This is a genomic window from Bariatricus sp. HCP28S3_F11, from assembly GCF_052065395.1.
GTDB lineage: Bacteria > Bacillota > Clostridia > Lachnospirales > Lachnospiraceae > Allocoprococcus.
Genome location: NZ_JBQHUC010000003.1, coordinates 110,688 through 126,495, shown reverse-complemented (window position 1 = coordinate 126,495; position 15,808 = coordinate 110,688). Strand labels below are relative to the sequence as shown.

At 44.0% G+C, this 15,808-nt stretch carries 16 protein-coding genes and 1 pseudogene; all 17 read left to right on the top strand.

Annotation, left to right across the window (positions count from 1 at the left end):
- Positions 1 to 13 precede the first annotated feature (13 nt).
- The 17 genes and pseudogenes from ACTNBR_RS02565 (at position 14) to ACTNBR_RS02485 (ending at position 15,778) form a co-directional block, all read left to right on the top strand.
- Positions 14 to 1,198, top strand: a complete 1,185-nt coding sequence (locus ACTNBR_RS02565) for a MerR family transcriptional regulator (RefSeq protein WP_441015691.1) — start codon at positions 14 to 16, stop codon at positions 1,196 to 1,198.
- A 465-nt stretch (positions 1,199 to 1,663) separates the two neighbouring features.
- Positions 1,664 to 2,614, top strand: coding sequence for a sugar phosphate nucleotidyltransferase (locus ACTNBR_RS02560; protein ID WP_441015694.1), 951 nt, complete (start codon positions 1,664 to 1,666; stop codon positions 2,612 to 2,614).
- A 220-nt stretch (positions 2,615 to 2,834) separates the two neighbouring features.
- Positions 2,835 to 4,115: pseudogene (locus ACTNBR_RS02555) on the top strand (AAA family ATPase).
- A gap of 138 nt (positions 4,116 to 4,253) precedes the next feature.
- Positions 4,254 to 5,162: an ABC transporter ATP-binding protein gene (locus ACTNBR_RS02550; protein WP_441015697.1), complete on the top strand. Its 909-nt coding sequence runs from the start codon at positions 4,254 to 4,256 to the stop codon at positions 5,160 to 5,162.
- A gap of 1 nt (position 5,163) precedes the next feature.
- Complete coding sequence (locus ACTNBR_RS02545) at positions 5,164 to 6,066, top strand: ABC transporter permease (RefSeq protein WP_427820361.1); 903 nt, start codon at positions 5,164 to 5,166, stop codon at positions 6,064 to 6,066.
- Positions 6,067 to 6,110: 44 nt separating this feature from the next.
- Complete coding sequence (locus tag ACTNBR_RS02540; RefSeq protein ID WP_441015700.1) at positions 6,111 to 6,557, top strand: response regulator; 447 nt, start codon at positions 6,111 to 6,113, stop codon at positions 6,555 to 6,557.
- Between the two features lie 69 nt (positions 6,558 to 6,626).
- A complete protein-coding gene (locus tag ACTNBR_RS02535; RefSeq protein WP_441015703.1) occupies positions 6,627 to 8,111 on the top strand; it encodes an AAA family ATPase in 1,485 nt (494 codons plus the stop codon).
- A gap of 102 nt (positions 8,112 to 8,213) precedes the next feature.
- Entirely contained in the window at positions 8,214 to 8,768 is a 555-nt protein-coding gene (locus tag ACTNBR_RS02530; protein WP_427805795.1) for a hypothetical protein, read from the top strand.
- Positions 8,769 to 8,910: 142 nt separating this feature from the next.
- The gene (locus ACTNBR_RS02525) at positions 8,911 to 9,654 is read left to right on the top strand and encodes a YveK family protein (RefSeq protein ID WP_441015706.1); all 744 of its coding nucleotides are present in this window, start codon (positions 8,911 to 8,913) and stop codon (positions 9,652 to 9,654) included.
- A 3-nt stretch (positions 9,655 to 9,657) separates the two neighbouring features.
- A complete protein-coding gene (gene srtB, locus ACTNBR_RS02520; protein ID WP_427805793.1) occupies positions 9,658 to 10,422 on the top strand; it encodes a class B sortase in 765 nt (254 codons plus the stop codon).
- Positions 10,412 to 11,395, top strand: a complete 984-nt coding sequence (locus ACTNBR_RS02515; RefSeq protein WP_320813516.1) for an LCP family protein — start codon at positions 10,412 to 10,414, stop codon at positions 11,393 to 11,395. The genes srtB and ACTNBR_RS02515 overlap by 11 nt, the downstream gene beginning before the upstream one ends.
- Before the next feature lie 79 nt (positions 11,396 to 11,474).
- Positions 11,475 to 11,696, top strand: a complete 222-nt coding sequence (locus tag ACTNBR_RS02510; protein ID WP_441015709.1) for a hypothetical protein — start codon at positions 11,475 to 11,477, stop codon at positions 11,694 to 11,696.
- A 90-nt stretch (positions 11,697 to 11,786) separates the two neighbouring features.
- On the top strand, positions 11,787 to 12,494 hold the full coding sequence (locus ACTNBR_RS02505) for a CpsB/CapC family capsule biosynthesis tyrosine phosphatase (RefSeq protein ID WP_320813514.1): 708 nt from the start codon (positions 11,787 to 11,789) through the stop codon (positions 12,492 to 12,494).
- A gap of 4 nt (positions 12,495 to 12,498) precedes the next feature.
- Complete coding sequence (locus ACTNBR_RS02500) at positions 12,499 to 13,239, top strand: CpsD/CapB family tyrosine-protein kinase (RefSeq protein ID WP_427805791.1); 741 nt, start codon at positions 12,499 to 12,501, stop codon at positions 13,237 to 13,239.
- Between the two features lie 96 nt (positions 13,240 to 13,335).
- The gene (gene rpmB / locus ACTNBR_RS02495) at positions 13,336 to 13,524 is read left to right on the top strand and encodes a 50S ribosomal protein L28 (protein ID WP_427805790.1); all 189 of its coding nucleotides are present in this window, start codon (positions 13,336 to 13,338) and stop codon (positions 13,522 to 13,524) included.
- Between the two features lie 203 nt (positions 13,525 to 13,727).
- Complete coding sequence (locus ACTNBR_RS02490; RefSeq protein ID WP_427820370.1) at positions 13,728 to 14,087, top strand: Asp23/Gls24 family envelope stress response protein; 360 nt, start codon at positions 13,728 to 13,730, stop codon at positions 14,085 to 14,087.
- A gap of 17 nt (positions 14,088 to 14,104) precedes the next feature.
- On the top strand, positions 14,105 to 15,778 hold the full coding sequence (locus ACTNBR_RS02485; protein ID WP_441015711.1) for a DAK2 domain-containing protein: 1,674 nt from the start codon (positions 14,105 to 14,107) through the stop codon (positions 15,776 to 15,778).
- The last annotated feature ends 30 nt before the right edge of the window (positions 15,779 to 15,808 follow it).

Here is a 15,808-nt window from a genome sequence, read left to right as displayed (position 1 = left end):
AAGGAGGGTAAACATGAAAAAAGATGGTTATTATGCCAGCGGTAAGTTTGCCGAAATGGCTCATGTGACGAAGAAAACATTGCGCTATTATGATGCACAGAATATCCTGAAGCCCTCCCACGTGGCAGAGAATGGAACGAGATATTATACGGATAATGATTTTGCAAAATTGCAGCAGATATTGTTCTTGAAATATCTTTCCTTCCCTCTCTCTGATATTAAGGAACTGACAGTCAGAGGAACAGACCAGGGTTTTTGGCTGGAATCTTTACAGATGCAGACGAGTTTGCTGGATGAACACATTGAACAGATGATTCTGATGAAGAAATCAATTCAGGAAGCAAGAGAAGCGATTCTGGAAAGCAGGGAAGTAAACTGGAGTGAAATGCTGAGACTTTCCAATGCGAATGAATTAGAGCAGAAGCTAAAAACACAATATGTTAATTCTTCCAATATTTCCGCACGCATCCATCTGCATAGTGAATACTCTGAAAACAAAGAGGGATGGTTTCCTTGGCTTTACCGGATGGCGGATATTAAGCCCGGCGAGAGGGTACTGGAACTGGGGTGCGGTGACGGATCGCTCTGGACCCAGAATGTGAATCTGATTCCAGATAATGCTTCTATAATATTAACAGATATCTCCGATGGTATCGTCAGAGAAACCGGTAAAAAGCTGGCGGAGCTGAATCATGACATTCAGTGCCAGGTGATGGATGCCCATCATATATATGCGGAAGACGGAAACTTTGATGTTGTGATCGCCAATCATATGCTGTTCTATTGCGAGGATTTAGAAAAGGTTTTTTCTGAAATTCGACGTGTATTGAAGCCTGGTGGAAGAATGATTTGCAGTACCTACAGTAGCAGGCACATGCAGGAGGTCAGCAAATTGGTGCGGGAGTTCGATGATAGGATTATTTTATCTGCCGATGTACTCTTTGATAAATTTGGAAAAGATAATGGCGGGGCGCAGTTATCACAGTATTTCTCAGAGGTGAGCTGGCAGCAATTTGAAGACAGCCTGACTGTAACAAAGCCAGAGCCTTTAATTGCATACATTCTGTCATGCCATGGAAATCAGAATCGATATATTGTTGATAAGTATCATGATTTTTATAATTTCGTGAAGAAAAAAACAGATCGTGGTTTCGCAATCACAAAGGATGCCGGAGCATTTATTGCTACGGTGAAGTAAATTTAACACAGGTGTAATCCGGAAACTAACCTGTCAAAACCATTCGACAGAATTGAAAATAATATGTAATTCTTATGTTGGATGAGGAACAGAATTGACAGGTTGGAGTCGGGATTACAAATCAGTTGCAAACATCATTGAAAAAATCCACACGGAATAAGCTATGAGCCCAGGAGTAAAGAATATCATTGCATGATCGAGAAATATGAGAAATAGATTGATAATTGCTTCTCCTATGCTAACATTATTTTGATGTAAGGATTTGGTTACAAATGATCGTCGGAACTCATTTCTTTCGAGTAGGTGATATTTCTAGTGTAAATGAGGCTCTGTCAAATGCCAGAAGTAAATGAATATGATATCTGGCAGGTGGATTGTGAACAGTATTATGATCCGGATGCGGAGAGTCCGTTTGAGTCTGAGATTTAGTTGAGATGAATTAAGAGTGCAGGAGGAAATAATATTTTGAAAAAGACAACATTATTAATCATGGCCGCCGGTATTGGTTCTCGTTTCGGTGGAGGAATCAAACAGTTGGAACCTGTCGGATTGCATGACGAGATCATCATGGATTATTCGATTCATGACGCGATTGAGGCCGGATTTAACAAGATTATTTTTGTCATCCGCAAGGATATCGAATCTGATTTCCGAGAGCGGATCGGAAATCGTATTGAAACTGTATGTGGTAAGAAGGGCGTTGAAGTGGCCTATGCGTTCCAGGATCTGAACGATATTCCGGCTGAAGTTCCTGCGGGTCGTACCAAGCCGTGGGGAACCGGACAGGCCGTCCTAGCTGCGAAGGATGAGATCCATGAGCCGTTCATGGTGATCAATGCAGACGATTATTATGGAAAAGAAGCGTACCGTCAGATGCATGACTGGCTGGTAGTAGATCATGCAGACAATGCAATTGCCATGGCGGGATTCATTTTGAAAAATACATTATCCGATAATGGCGGTGTGACGCGAGGTGTCTGCAAAGTGGAAGAGGGTCATACTCATGTTATCGATGTGGTGGAAACCGGCAATATCGTGAAAACGGTTGATGAATCAGGAGTTGTCGGTGCATCGGCTGACGGAGTGAAGCTTGATCCGGAGTCTTATGTTTCCATGAATATGTGGGGCTTCCCGGCAGAGGAAGGATGTGCACCGGTGTTTCTTAAGGTTCTGGAAGAAGAGTTCCGCACCTTCTTTGAGAAAGATGTTCCGGAGAATCCTTTGAAAGCAGAGTATTTACTTCCGACCCTGATCGGTGGACTGATCCGTGGAGAAAAATATACTGTTAAGGTGTTGGAGACCAAAGATAAATGGTTTGGCGTTACATATAAGGAAGATAAAGAAGCGGTTATGGAAAGTTTCAGGAAGCTGATCAGCGACGGGTTTTATCAGGAAGAATTGTATTCAGATTTATAGAATGATGAAAAGCAGGTAAAATCGGAATTAAGAAGATTTTGCCTGCTTTTTTCTTTATTGGAAAGAACGCCGGTGGCGTTTTCATAAAAGGCCTGGGTGAAAGCGGTAAGCGTTACCAAAGGTTATGCATCGAGTTTTTGGGCGTGTGGATTGCTTTTGCTACTTTCGTATGGTACAATTCAATCAAAATGAATGACACTTTTGGAAGGAGTATGGGCAAATGGGAAGATTCTTGAATCCGAATAATCGTGCATTTCAGATCACACTGAACTCCGAAATATATGTAGATAAGACCGGATTAATCGAATACACTAATAAAGCGATCGATACCATGAAGGCTTTTATCTGCAACAGCCGCCCGCGCCGTTTTGGCAAATCGATTGCGGCTAATATGCTTACAGCATACTATAGTAAGGGCTGTGATTCGAAAGAAATGTTTTCTGGTTTACAGATCAGCAGCATGGATTCTTTCGAAAAATACTTGAATAAATATGATGTGATCCATTTGGACATTCAGTGGTGTCTGGCTCCGGCTAATGGGCCGGAACATGTGGTTGAATTTATTGAAAAAAGTACAATAGAGGAATTAAAAACAGCGTATCCGGGCATCCTTGCAGATTCGGTGAGTTCGCTTCCCGATGCAATGTCACAGATTTATACTGCAACAGGAAATAAATTCATAGTCATCATTGATGAATGGGATGTTCTCATTCGTGATGAAGCGGATAACAGAGAAATACAGGAGCAGTATATTGATTTTTTGAGAGGTATGTTTAAGGGTAATGAGCCGACAAAGTTTATCAGTCTTGCATATCTGACAGGAATCCTGCCGATCAAAAAAGTAAAAACGCAGTCAGCGTTAAATAATTTTGAGGAATATACGATGCTTGATGCAGGCGTGCTTGCTCCTTATGTTGGATTTACAGAAGAGGAAGTTAAGGAACTGTGCGAAAAGTATAATAGGGATTTCAGAGGAGTTGAGCGCTGGTATGATGGCTATCTACTTTCTGATCTGCATATTTATAATCCGAGAGCTGTTATAAGTGTGATGGACAGGGGCAATTTTCAAAGTTACTGGTCCCAGACAGGAACATTTGAATCTATAAGGCCTTATATCGACATGGATTTTGATGGATTGAAAACTTCGATCATTGAAATGATCTCTGGCGCATCAATCGAGGTGGATACGTCATTTTTTCAGAACGATATGGTCAGCTTTATTGACAAAGAAGATGTTCTGACGCTGCTCATTCATCTTGGATATCTTGCATATGACCAGAAGAAGAAAACTGCTTACATCCCAAATAAAGAAATCCGGCAGGAGTTTATTTCTGCTACAAAGAAATGGAATGAAACGGTGGATACAGCCTTGTAACAGATTAAGGAAAAGAAATATCCAGAATCATTGATGCAGTACAGTGGAAACATTTTGCTGGTTGGCATCAATTATGACAAAAAGACGAAAGTTCATCAATGTGCAATAGAGATGATGGAATTCTAATCTTCGTACCATATGAACAATAAACAATCTAAATAATTGACACATTTCGGTATAATTACGTTCTATCGCAAAATTCCTGTTTCGTTTACAATATAGAAAAAGGATGAAAGAGATCTGGCTTCGCAAAGGAGAGAGAATATGGAAAATATTATTGAGATCAAGCATTTGAATAAAAGTTTTGGTGAGGTGAAAGCGGTTCGGGATCTGAGCTTTTGTGTGAAGGAGGGAGAGCTGTTTGCCTTCCTCGGCATTAACGGGGCGGGGAAATCGACGACGATCAACATTATGTGTGGTCAGCTTTCGAAAGACAGTGGGAAAATTGTGATCGACGGAAGTGATCTGGATCAGAATGTGGATGCAGTGAAGCGGGAGCTTGGCGTGGTGTTTCAGAATTCGGTTCTGGATAAGGCACTCAGTGTGCGGGAAAATCTGGAGAGCCGGGCGGCGCTCTACGGGATCACCGGGGAAGCGTTTAAGATGAGACTGAAAGAGCTGGCGCGCCTTCTGGATTTTGAAGACATTCTGAAGCGGACGGTGGGCAAATTGTCCGGCGGTCAGAGAAGGCGGATCGACATTGCGAGAGCGTTGCTCCACAGGCCGAAGATCCTGATTCTGGATGAGCCGACGACGGGACTAGATCCGCAGACGAGAAATACGCTCTGGAGTGTGATCAGTGATCTGAGAAAGAATGAAAAGATGACCGTTTTCCTTACCACGCATTACATGGAAGAGGCGGCGGATGCGGACTATGTCATCATTCTTGACAATGGAAAGATCGTGGCGAAGGGAACGCCGCTGGAACTGAAGAATCTGTATACCGGAGATTTTATTACGATTTACGGGGCGAAGGAAGAAGAAATCAAAATGCTCGGTGCAAAGTATGAGGCGATCCGGGATGCGTACCGCGTATCGGTACCGAATACGGCTGCAGCGACACAGCTGATCCTCCGCTATCCGGAGATATTCAAGGATTATGAGATCACGAAAGGGAAAATGGATGATGTGTTCCTTACCGTGACCGGAAAGAAACTGGCGGGAGGTGTGTAGGATGCGGGAATTATGTGCGCTTGTAAAACGGGATACAAAATTATTTTTTAAAGATAAAGGAATGTTCTTTACTTCGCTGATCACACCGATGATTCTGCTGGTATTGTATGCATCCTTTTTGAGCAGTGTGTATGAGGATACGTTCCGCTCGTCGCTTCTGGCGGCAGGGGCATCCGTACCTGATCGATTAATTGGCGGCTGTGTAGGCGGAGAGTTGGCTTCATCACTTCTTGCGGTTTGCTGTGTGACCGTAGCTTTCTGCTCCAATATGCTGATGGTGCAGGATAAGGTGAGCGGTGCGAGAAGAGATCTTACGATCTCGCCGGTTAAGAGCAGTACTTTGGCACTGGGATACTATATTTCCACACTGATTTCCACACTTCTGGTGTGTTATGCGGCAACTGCGGTGTGCCTTTTGTATATCCGCAAAGTGGGATGGTATCTGACTGTGAAGGATGTGATGCTCCTTCTGCTGGACGTATTTCTTCTGGTGATGTTCGGAACCGCGATTTCAAGCATCATCAATCATTTTCTATCCAGCCAGGGACAGATTTCCGCAGTTGGTACGATCGTCAGTGCGGGATATGGATTTCTGTGCGGCGCCTATATGCCGATTTCCCAGTTCTCGGACGGACTGCAGAAGGTGATCTCCTTCCTTCCGGGAACTTACGGAACTTCTCTTCTGCGCAATCACGCGCTCAGGGGTGTATTTGAAGAGATGAGCAATCAGAATTTCCCATCTGAAGTGATCGAGGCGATCAAAGACTCGGTTGACTGCAACCTGTATTTCTTCGGCACGCAGGTCAGTGAGTCGATGATGTATATGATACTGGTTGGAACGGTACTTTTGCTTCTGGTGATCTATGTGCTGCTGAATATGCTGCACGGAACAAAGGAGAAATAGAAGGATTCCCAAAATGAGGAGGGGCCGCCTATCATATCTGTCAGTTGAGTGCACAGACACAGAAAGAACAGGCGCGCTATACGGCGCGGGCAGCATCCAGAAGAATAGAAGCGCAGATCAATAAATACCTTGTGGTGGCGGATATTTTGAAGAAACTGGTGGAAGACGGTTATGAGATTGGGCCCGATGAATTTCAGAATATGTCGAAATTCATGATGGACGATGGGGGCGTCATTGAAGGCATACATGCGCTGCTCGTGGAAGATAATGAACTGAACCGGGAGATCGCGCTCTATATGCTGCGGGAAATGAAATTCCGCACGGATACGGCCGAGAACGGTGCCCGCGCAGTGGAGAAGGTGAAAGCCTCTTTGGAGGATCCGTATGATATCATTTTCATGGATGTCCAGATGCCGGTGATGAACGGACACATTGCGAAACCGGTGGAGATTCAGAAGCTGGTGGAAGCGGTAAGGCAGGTATTGCAGTAGAAAATTTAGTTATCAAACAACATTTATTATACAGATAACAATTATACATACAACAGGGAGGAACTTATTATGCCAGTATTTGACTTTAAGAATTCGCCGGAAAAGGCACAAATTTCCGAGTGTACCTATACGATCTTTCGCACGAACGTGTCTGAGACATCACCGGAGAATCCGATTCTGATCTTAGACAATTCGAAACAAGCGCTGAAACACCACACCTGCGGAATGTTCATCAATCCGGTCAAGCGCACCGCGTTTGAAGTAAAAGAAGACAATCAGGCAATCCAGGCGGATATCCTGAAGATCGATGCGCGTTTTGTCAGCCTGATCAAATGGCTCGGTGAAAATCATATCAGTGTCCGGCTCTCCGGTGCCGATACGGCGGAAGGATATGCGGTGTATAAGATCCGCGAAATCGCATTTGGCGGAGGAAGCAAGCTGTCCGCGGAAGACGGATTTCTTCAGTTCATGATCGAACGGCTCCTTTCCAGCAACGCGCCGACTGAGGAACTGGAAGATGAAGATCAGGAGGAAGAGGGAGACAGCATGAAGCTGACCAGCCTCCAGAGTATTACGGATTTTATGAACTGTGCGGGACGAACGCTTCCCGACAATATCCGTCTCTGGGCGAGAAGAAATCTGGCAGTCGCGCGTTCCAATGAGGTTTCCCAGGAGGAACGCCGCCATGCACAGAGAGCTCTTTCAATTATGATGAACGTACAGTGGAAGAGCAATTATTTTGAAGCCATTGATGTGGAAGAGGCGCGCAGAATCCTGGACGAAGAATTATACGGAATGGAGCGCGTGAAACAGAGAATCATTGAGACCATCATTCAGATCAACCGGACACACACACTTCCGGCTTACGGACTTCTGCTGATCGGACCTGCCGGAACCGGAAAGTCCCAGATCGCTTACGCGGTTGCAAGGATTTTGAAACTTCCGTGGACGACGCTGGATATGAGTTCCATCAATGATCCGGAGCAGCTCACCGGTAGTTCTCGAATCTATGCAAATGCGAAGCCGGGAATCATCATGGAAGCCTTCGCCATGGCAGGAGAGTCAAATCTGGTCTTTATCATCAATGAGCTGGACAAGGCGGCTTCCGGCAAAGGAAACGGGAATCCGGCGGATGTGCTCCTGACGCTTCTTGATAACCTGGGATTTACGGACAATTATATTGAATGTATGATACCGACGGTCGGCGTTTATCCGATTGCGACGGCTAATGACAGGGATCAGATCAGTGCACCTTTGATGTCCAGATTTGCGGTGATCGAGATCCCGGATTATACACCGGAAGAGAAGAAGATTATTTTCTCAAGATTTGCACTGCCGAAAGTCATGAAGCGGATCGGTATGTATGACAATGAATGTGTACTGACGCCGGAAGGACTGGATGCGGTTATGGATATTTACAAGAATACCAGCGGTATCCGTGATCTGGAGCAGGCGGCGGAGCATCTGGCAGCGAACGCACTCTATCAGATCGAGGTGAATCATCTGGAGTCGGTGACCTTTGATGAGAAAATGGTGCGGGAACTGCTCCCATAACTGCTTCCATAGAAGAGGGGGGAATCCGGATATTGGAGCCGTCAGCTTCGAAAAGAGCGAGTACCGTATATTGGAACAGCTACATAGGAAAGAGGAAGAACAATGACAGAAACATATGAGGTGGCTGAAACACAGACAGACGAAGAAAAAGAACTGGAGAAAGCCGCTAAGAAGAAACTGGTCCGGGAAATGCAGAAAAAAGAGGAAGCGGCAGAGCTTCCCGATCAGCCGGAGACCATTGATGCAAAGGACGGTACCTACACGATCGAGGTGGAACTGGAGGGCGGAACGGGAAAAGCGGCTATCACTTCCCCGGCTGAAATGACAGTAAAAGACGGAACTGCCTGTGCCAGAATTCAGTGGAGCAGCGAGTATTATGATTATATGATTGTGAACGATGAGAAATATCTTCCGGTCAATGAAGACGGAAATTCGGTATTTGAGATTCCTGTTTATGTGTATGACAGAAAGATGGAGGTCATCGCGGACACGACAGCGATGAGTGTGCCGCATGAGATAACATATACGTTAACATTTCAAAAAGAAACAATAGAGAAAGCGCAAAATGCGTTTTCACTTTCCGGTATTGTTGTGGCTGCGGCAGCGATTGCTGCCGCTATATTTATTGTTGTATGCAAAAAAAGACGGCGCAGATAAGAATCATTTGTCTAAATTTGTTGACTTCTTAGGAAACTTTTAGTATTATTTATAGTTGGAAACAAAATGGTGTAAATTACTGACATGGATAAACGATAAAAGCCACAAACCGATAGAAATGACAGGAAGAGGAGTATGTGTTATGAGTGAATTGAGACAGGAAGAAGTACAAAGGACAAATGTTAGGGTAATGAATCCGCAGAAGGTCCAGCCGGATGATGAGATGGAGATTGATTTACTGGAATTGTTTCAGGTGCTCCTGCAGAAGGCATGGGTGATCATTCTTTGCATGGTGATTGGTGCAGGACTTGCTTTCGGTGGAACGAAGATGCTCCTGACACCGAAGTATTCCGCGTCTTCTCAGATTTATATTTTGACAAAGACGACAAGCGTAACTTCCCTTGCCGATATCCAGATGGGTGCACAGCTTACGGTAGACTTTGAAGTGCTGGCAAAGAGCCGTCCGGTGGTTGAGGAAGTCATTGATGAACTGAATCTGGATTATACATATGAAGAGCTGGTAGAGATGATTACGACCCAGAATCCATCCGATACCCGTATTCTTAAGATGACCGTGGAGAATGAAGATCCGAATCTTGCCAAAGAGATCGCGAATGCTATGGCGGAAGTGACTGCAGAGCGTGTGGCATACATTATGACTACTGATAAGCCGAAGATTGTAGAAGAAGCGGTTACTCCGGAGAAACCTTCCAGTCCGAGCACGGTGAAGAACACAGCACTTGGCGGAATTCTGGGTGCAGTTCTCGCTATGGGTATTATTGTTATCATTTACCTGATGAATGATACGATTCAGACCGAAGAAGATGTCAGAAAGTATCTGGATCTGAATACTCTGGCAGCTCTCCCGCTGGAAAAGAGGCATTAACAGATGAAAGAAAAAGGAAGAAAAATACTGATTATTTTGCTCCTTGCGGTGGCAATCGGATGTGCAGGATATCTGATCTGGTATTATGCGTCTGCAGCAAAGTCGGCAGAATCTTATGAGAAAGCTAGAAAAGAGGCAGTGGTTGATACGACGAATCAGACAACGGATGAAGAAGAGAAAGTCGTGATACCGATTGATTTTGCATCGCTTCAGGAGACGAATCCGGATGTGCATGCATGGATCAAGATCGATGGTACGAATATTGATTATCCGGTTGTTCAGAATGAGGAGCAGGAAGAATACTATTTAACGCACACCTGGGAAGGTAAGTATGCTGCTGAAGGCGCAATCTTTACACAGGCTTTTAATAAGAAAGATTTTACTGATTTTAATACGGTGATTTACGGTCATCAGATGGGCGAAGGCGTAGAGACAATGTTTCATCAGTTGGGAAATTATCTGGACGATGAATATATGAAAGATCATAGCGAAATTGTCATCTATACGCCGGAGCATATTCTTACATATAAAGTTTTTGCTGCAGTAGTTTATGATGATCGCCATTTGATGAAGTACTATGATTATGATAAAGCAGAGGATCGGCAGGCTTTTCTGGATTCATTAAAAAATTCAAGAGATATGAGAAATAAATACAACGATCAGTTGGAAGTTACGACGAGTGACAGAATTATAAGTCTGAGCACCTGTATTGCTGCTGAACCGGATCATAGATTACTGGTGGAGGCTGTTTTGACAGATGAAAAATAAAAATACGATTATTGTTGTTCTGGCAGTGTTATGCTGTATTCTGATTGGAGGAGTAGGGTATACCGTTTTCTTTGCTGATAAAAGCGAGAATGAAAAAGATGATAAGAGCTCAGAATCTGAGTTAAAGGAAGAAACATCAAATTCGGATAAAATTGTAGTTGACGGTGTGGAATACAGACCGAATACGAATCTACAGACAATTTTATTTATGGGAATTGATAAGCAGGCAAAGGGTGTGGATGGAAGCAGACCTGGTGAAAACGGGCAGAGTGATAGCCTGAATCTGTTGATCGTGGATCGTGAAACGAAACAGGCGAAGATTTTACAGATTAACAGAGATTCTATGGTTGATGTGGAGGTATACTCTGTAGATGGAGTGAAAAATCGAACTGAGTCCATGCAGATTGCACTTCAGTATGCGTATGGTGACGGAGAGGAGCAGAGCTGCCGTCTTACAGCAGAGAGAGTATCGGAACTCCTTTATGGAGTGGATATTCAGTCCTACCTGTCTCTTACGCTTGAAGGGATGATTGAGATCGCTGATGCAATCGGTGGGGTTCAGATGACCATTCCTGAAGACTATACGGCAATCGATCCGGCATTTGTGAAGGGGTCTACGATTACAATGGACGGTAAACTGGTTGAGAAATATGTCCGCACAAGGGATATTGATGAACTGGACAGTAATCTGGACAGAATGAAGCGCCAGCAGCAATTTATGAATGCTCTGATCCAAAAGATACAGAGTATGGAAGGTAAAGCGCAGTATATGAGCCTCTATCAAAAAATGGAGCCGTATATGGTGACGAATATGACTGCGGAAGAGATGGCTGCACTGACTGAATACGATATAGAGGATCAGACGATGGAAGTGCCTGGAGAGGTGATTTACAAGGACGGACACGCCCAATATATTGTTGATAACAAAAGTTTACAAAGAATTGTGTTAAAAACATTTTACAAAAGCAACTAAATGTGTTATATTATAGTCTGATAAGGATACAATTCATATTAGTATCACAATATTTTATTAATTGAGGAGGACGATTGCTATGAAATCAAAGTTTGTTAAATCACTTGGTCTTACAGCAGCTATGGTTGCATGCGCTGGTATGACAGCTTTTGCTGCACCGAGCCCAAGCGCAAAAGTTGAGCAGACAACAAAAACTGAAGCAAGCTCACCTAAGACAAGCGCATCTGTAGCATCTGTAGCTGCTATTGCCGGACTTGCAGCATTAGCCGGAGCTAAAGCTCTTGAGAAGAAAGAAGACTAATTGGTTAATGATGTGATTGGAAGAAAAACTCTTCTTTGCGGCGGGATTATCTGACCGCAGGAAGAGTTTTCTGCTTGTAGGAGTATAAAAATGAATTTGATTGACATTCATTGTCATATTCTCCCTAAAGTTGATGATGGACCGGATTCTGTTGAAGAATCCTTGAAGATTCTAAGAGAAATGAAAAAACAAGGGATAATGCATGTTATCGTTACGCCGCACTACCGTCCGGAGATGTTTGAACCATCAATGAAAAGGGTTATTTATTCATATCGGCATTTGCGCGATATTGCATATGAGATGGGCGTATCTATGAGCCTTGGCTGTGAATATTATCGGAATGAACAGATCATAGATCATATGGATAACAGAAAGAGACCAAGTATGGCCGGAAGCAGATATGTACTCATTGAGTTCTCGATGAATGATTTGTTCCCGACAGTTCGCAATTATGTGTACGAGTTAGTTACTCACGGATATCAACCGATCGTTGCACATGTCGAACGGTACTTCTGTTGTCAGAAAATGGAAAAGATACAGGAACTGAAGGACATGGGAGCATTGATCCAGGTGAATGCCGGGTCTGTACTGGGTGAAGAAGGATGGAAGCTTAAGAAATTCTGTCTGGAACTGATGAAGAAAGATTTGATTGATTTTATTGCATCGGATACGCATAATACGAGTGACCGGAAACTGAATTTGAAGAAATGTGCTTCTTATGTTACAAAAAAAATGGGAAAACAATATGCAGAAAGGATATTTTTCAATAATCCGTTAAATATATTGAAGAACAGGTGAACAGATGAAAAGAGTGAATATAACGCTTGAACAGAAAAGCTATTCAATCAGAGAAGAAATCAGGGCACTCCGTACGAATCTGCAGTTCTGCGGAGATGATAAACAGGTTATCATGATGACCAGTTGTCTTCCGGGAGAAGGTAAAACATCCGTATCGATCGAACTGACAGAAGCTATCGCAGATATGGGGAAGACTGTTATTCTGGTGGACGCAGATATGAGAAAATCCGTAATGGCATCCAGGTTGAAGGTAAGTGAGGTGGACAAAGGATTGTCACATTTCCTTTCAGGACAGTGTACATTGGCAGAGGCAATTGTAGCTACCAATGTTCCGAAAATGCATATGCTGATGTCCGGACCTCTTGCACCGAATCCGACAGAGCTTCTGGAGACAAAGAGATTTCAGGGCATGGTTGACTCATTACGCAAGGTGTATGATTATGTCATTATCGACTGCCCGCCGCTTGGGCTTGTCATTGACGCCGCGATCATTGCACGTGAATGCGACGGCGCAATTATGGTCGTAGAGTCATCCAAGACCAAGTACCGACTTGCACAGGAAGTGAAAGGGAAGCTGGAACTTACGGGAATTCCGATACTTGGAGTTGTACTGAACAAGGTAGAACGTAAGAAACATAAAGGCTATTACAGCAAATATTACGGAAAAAATTACAAGAAAAAAGGATATGGCGAGTATTATGCCGCGGATACGGCTGGTAAGAAATCGAATAAATCCAAAAAATAGTATTTTTTCTCTTGCATTTATCGCTAATATCTGATAAAATAACCATTGTTGTGAGTCCATGCATTTGGACATATTTGAACGGTAGGAGGTGCAATCATGGCTAAATGTGCTATTTGTGAAAAGAGTGTTCACTTTGGAAACAACGTAAGTCACTCTAATAGAAAATCATCTAAGATGTGGAAATCTAACGTTAAATCTGTAAGAGTTAAGACAGAGAACGGCGGAGTTAAGAAAATGTATGTTTGTACAAACTGCTTGAAATCCGGTCGTGTAGAAAGAGCTTAATTATCAGATTGAAGCAGAAGAATCCGGCAGATCATTTGAGTTGGAACGGAAGAGAGAAAGATTATTTTGAAATTATCTTGCATACTCAGACAAGTAGAGAACCGAGTGTTGACAGCTTAGGTTCTCTTTTTCTTGTAAAATAGTTCTGAATAGAGTATAATAATAGAAGCCTATATGGAGTCGTAGAATTGGAGGTACAGATTATGAAAGGTAGTATGAGTACTGATTTAGGTATTATTACCGTTGACCTTGATGTCATTGCAAAATATGCGGGTTCTGTTGCGGTAGAGTGCTTCGGAATCGTTGGAATGGCAATGGTGAATGTGAAAGACGGACTTGTAAAGCTTCTGAAGAAGGAGAGCCTGACAAAGGGAATTCGTGTTTCCATTACGGATGATAACCGTATCACGCTGGATTTTCACGTGATCGTAGCTTACGGGGTGAGTATTTCTGCGGTTACAGAGAACCTGATCAGCAACGTTAAATATAAAGTAGAAGAGTTTTCCGGAATGACTGTCGATAAGATCAATGTCTATATCGAAGGTGTGCGGGTAATCGACTAATTAAGGAGGATCTTGTCGTGGCAACGAAAACTATCAATGTGGAGATGCTTGCAAAGATGTTTCTTGCAGGCGCACAAAATATTGAGGCGAAGAAGGAATTTATCAATGAACTGAACGTATTTCCGGTACCGGATGGAGATACGGGCACGAATATGTCTCTTACGATCATGGCGGCAGCCAGAGAAGTGACTGCGCTGGAGAAGCTGGATATGACATCTCTTGCGAAGGCAATCTCTTCCGGATCGTTAAGAGGAGCAAGAGGTAACTCCGGTGTTATCCTGTCCCAGCTCCTACGTGGATTTACGAAAGCGATCCGTGATGAGAAGGAGATCAATGTTCCGACGCTTGCAAAAGCGCTGGTTCGTGCAAAGGAAACTGCTTATAAGGCGGTTATGAAGCCGAAGGAGGGAACGATCCTTACCGTGGCAAGAGGAATCGCGGAGAAAGCGGAACAGATGGCCGAAGAGACGGATGATCTGGAGATATTTATTCCGGAAGTTATCAAAGAAGCGGAAGTTGTTCTTGAGAAGACACCGGAGATGCTGCCGGTTCTGAAGGAAGCAGGCGTTGTGGATTCCGGCGGACAGGGACTTTTGGAAGTGATCCGCGGAGCATACGATGCATTTCTCGGAAAAGAGATCGAATACAAAGCGATCGAACCGGGAAGCGGAGTGAATGTGACGAAGATTTCGGCTGATGCAACGGCGGAGATCAAGTTCGGATATTGTACCGAATTCATCATTTTGCTGGAAAAAGAATTTACAGACGAGGACGAGGCCGGATTTAAGGCTTATCTGGAATCCATCGGTGATTCCATTGTCTGTGTGGCGGACGATGATGTTGTCAAGATTCACGTACACACGAATGATCCGGGACTTGCGATTCAGAAAGCACTGACATTCGGACAGCTCTCCAGAATGAAGATCGACAATATGCGTGAGGAACATCAGGAGAAACTCATCAAGGATGCCGAGAAGCTTGCAAAGGCACAGGCTGAGGAAGCGAAGGAAAAAGCGGCACAGCAACCGCGCAAACCGGTTGGATTTATCGCAGTTTCCATCGGTGAAGGTCTGAACGAGATCTTCCGTGAGCTGGGTGTGGATTATATCATCGAGGGTGGTCAGACCATGAATCCGAGTACGGACGATATGTTGACGGCGATCGAACAGGTCAATGCCGATACGATCTTTATCCTTCCGAACAATAAGAATATTGTGATGGCAGCGAACCAGGCAAGGGATCTTACCACGGACAAGCATATTGTAGTGATCCCGACAAAGACGGTTCCGCAGGGAATTACGGCTGTGATTAATTATAATGCAGAGCTGAGCGCTGCCGAGAATGAAGAGGCTATGCTTGAAGAGATCAAGAATGTGAAGACAGGACAGGTAACGTACGCGGTTCGTGATACACACATTGATGACAAAGAGATCCATGAAGGGGATATCATGGGAATCGGAGATCATGGAATCCTCGCTGTCGGCACTGCGATCGAGACGACGACGAAGGACATGCTCGCTCAGCTCGTCGATGAAGATTCGGAACTGATCAGCCTTTATTACGGCGAAGATATTTCCGATGAGGAGGCTGAGAAATTCTCGGCAGATCTGGAAGCAATGTATCCGGATATGGATGTGGATGTGCACAGCGGCGGACAGCCGATCTATTACTATGTTCTGGCGGTTGAGTAGAACCCGGGATCAGAGTGATTGAGAGATTGG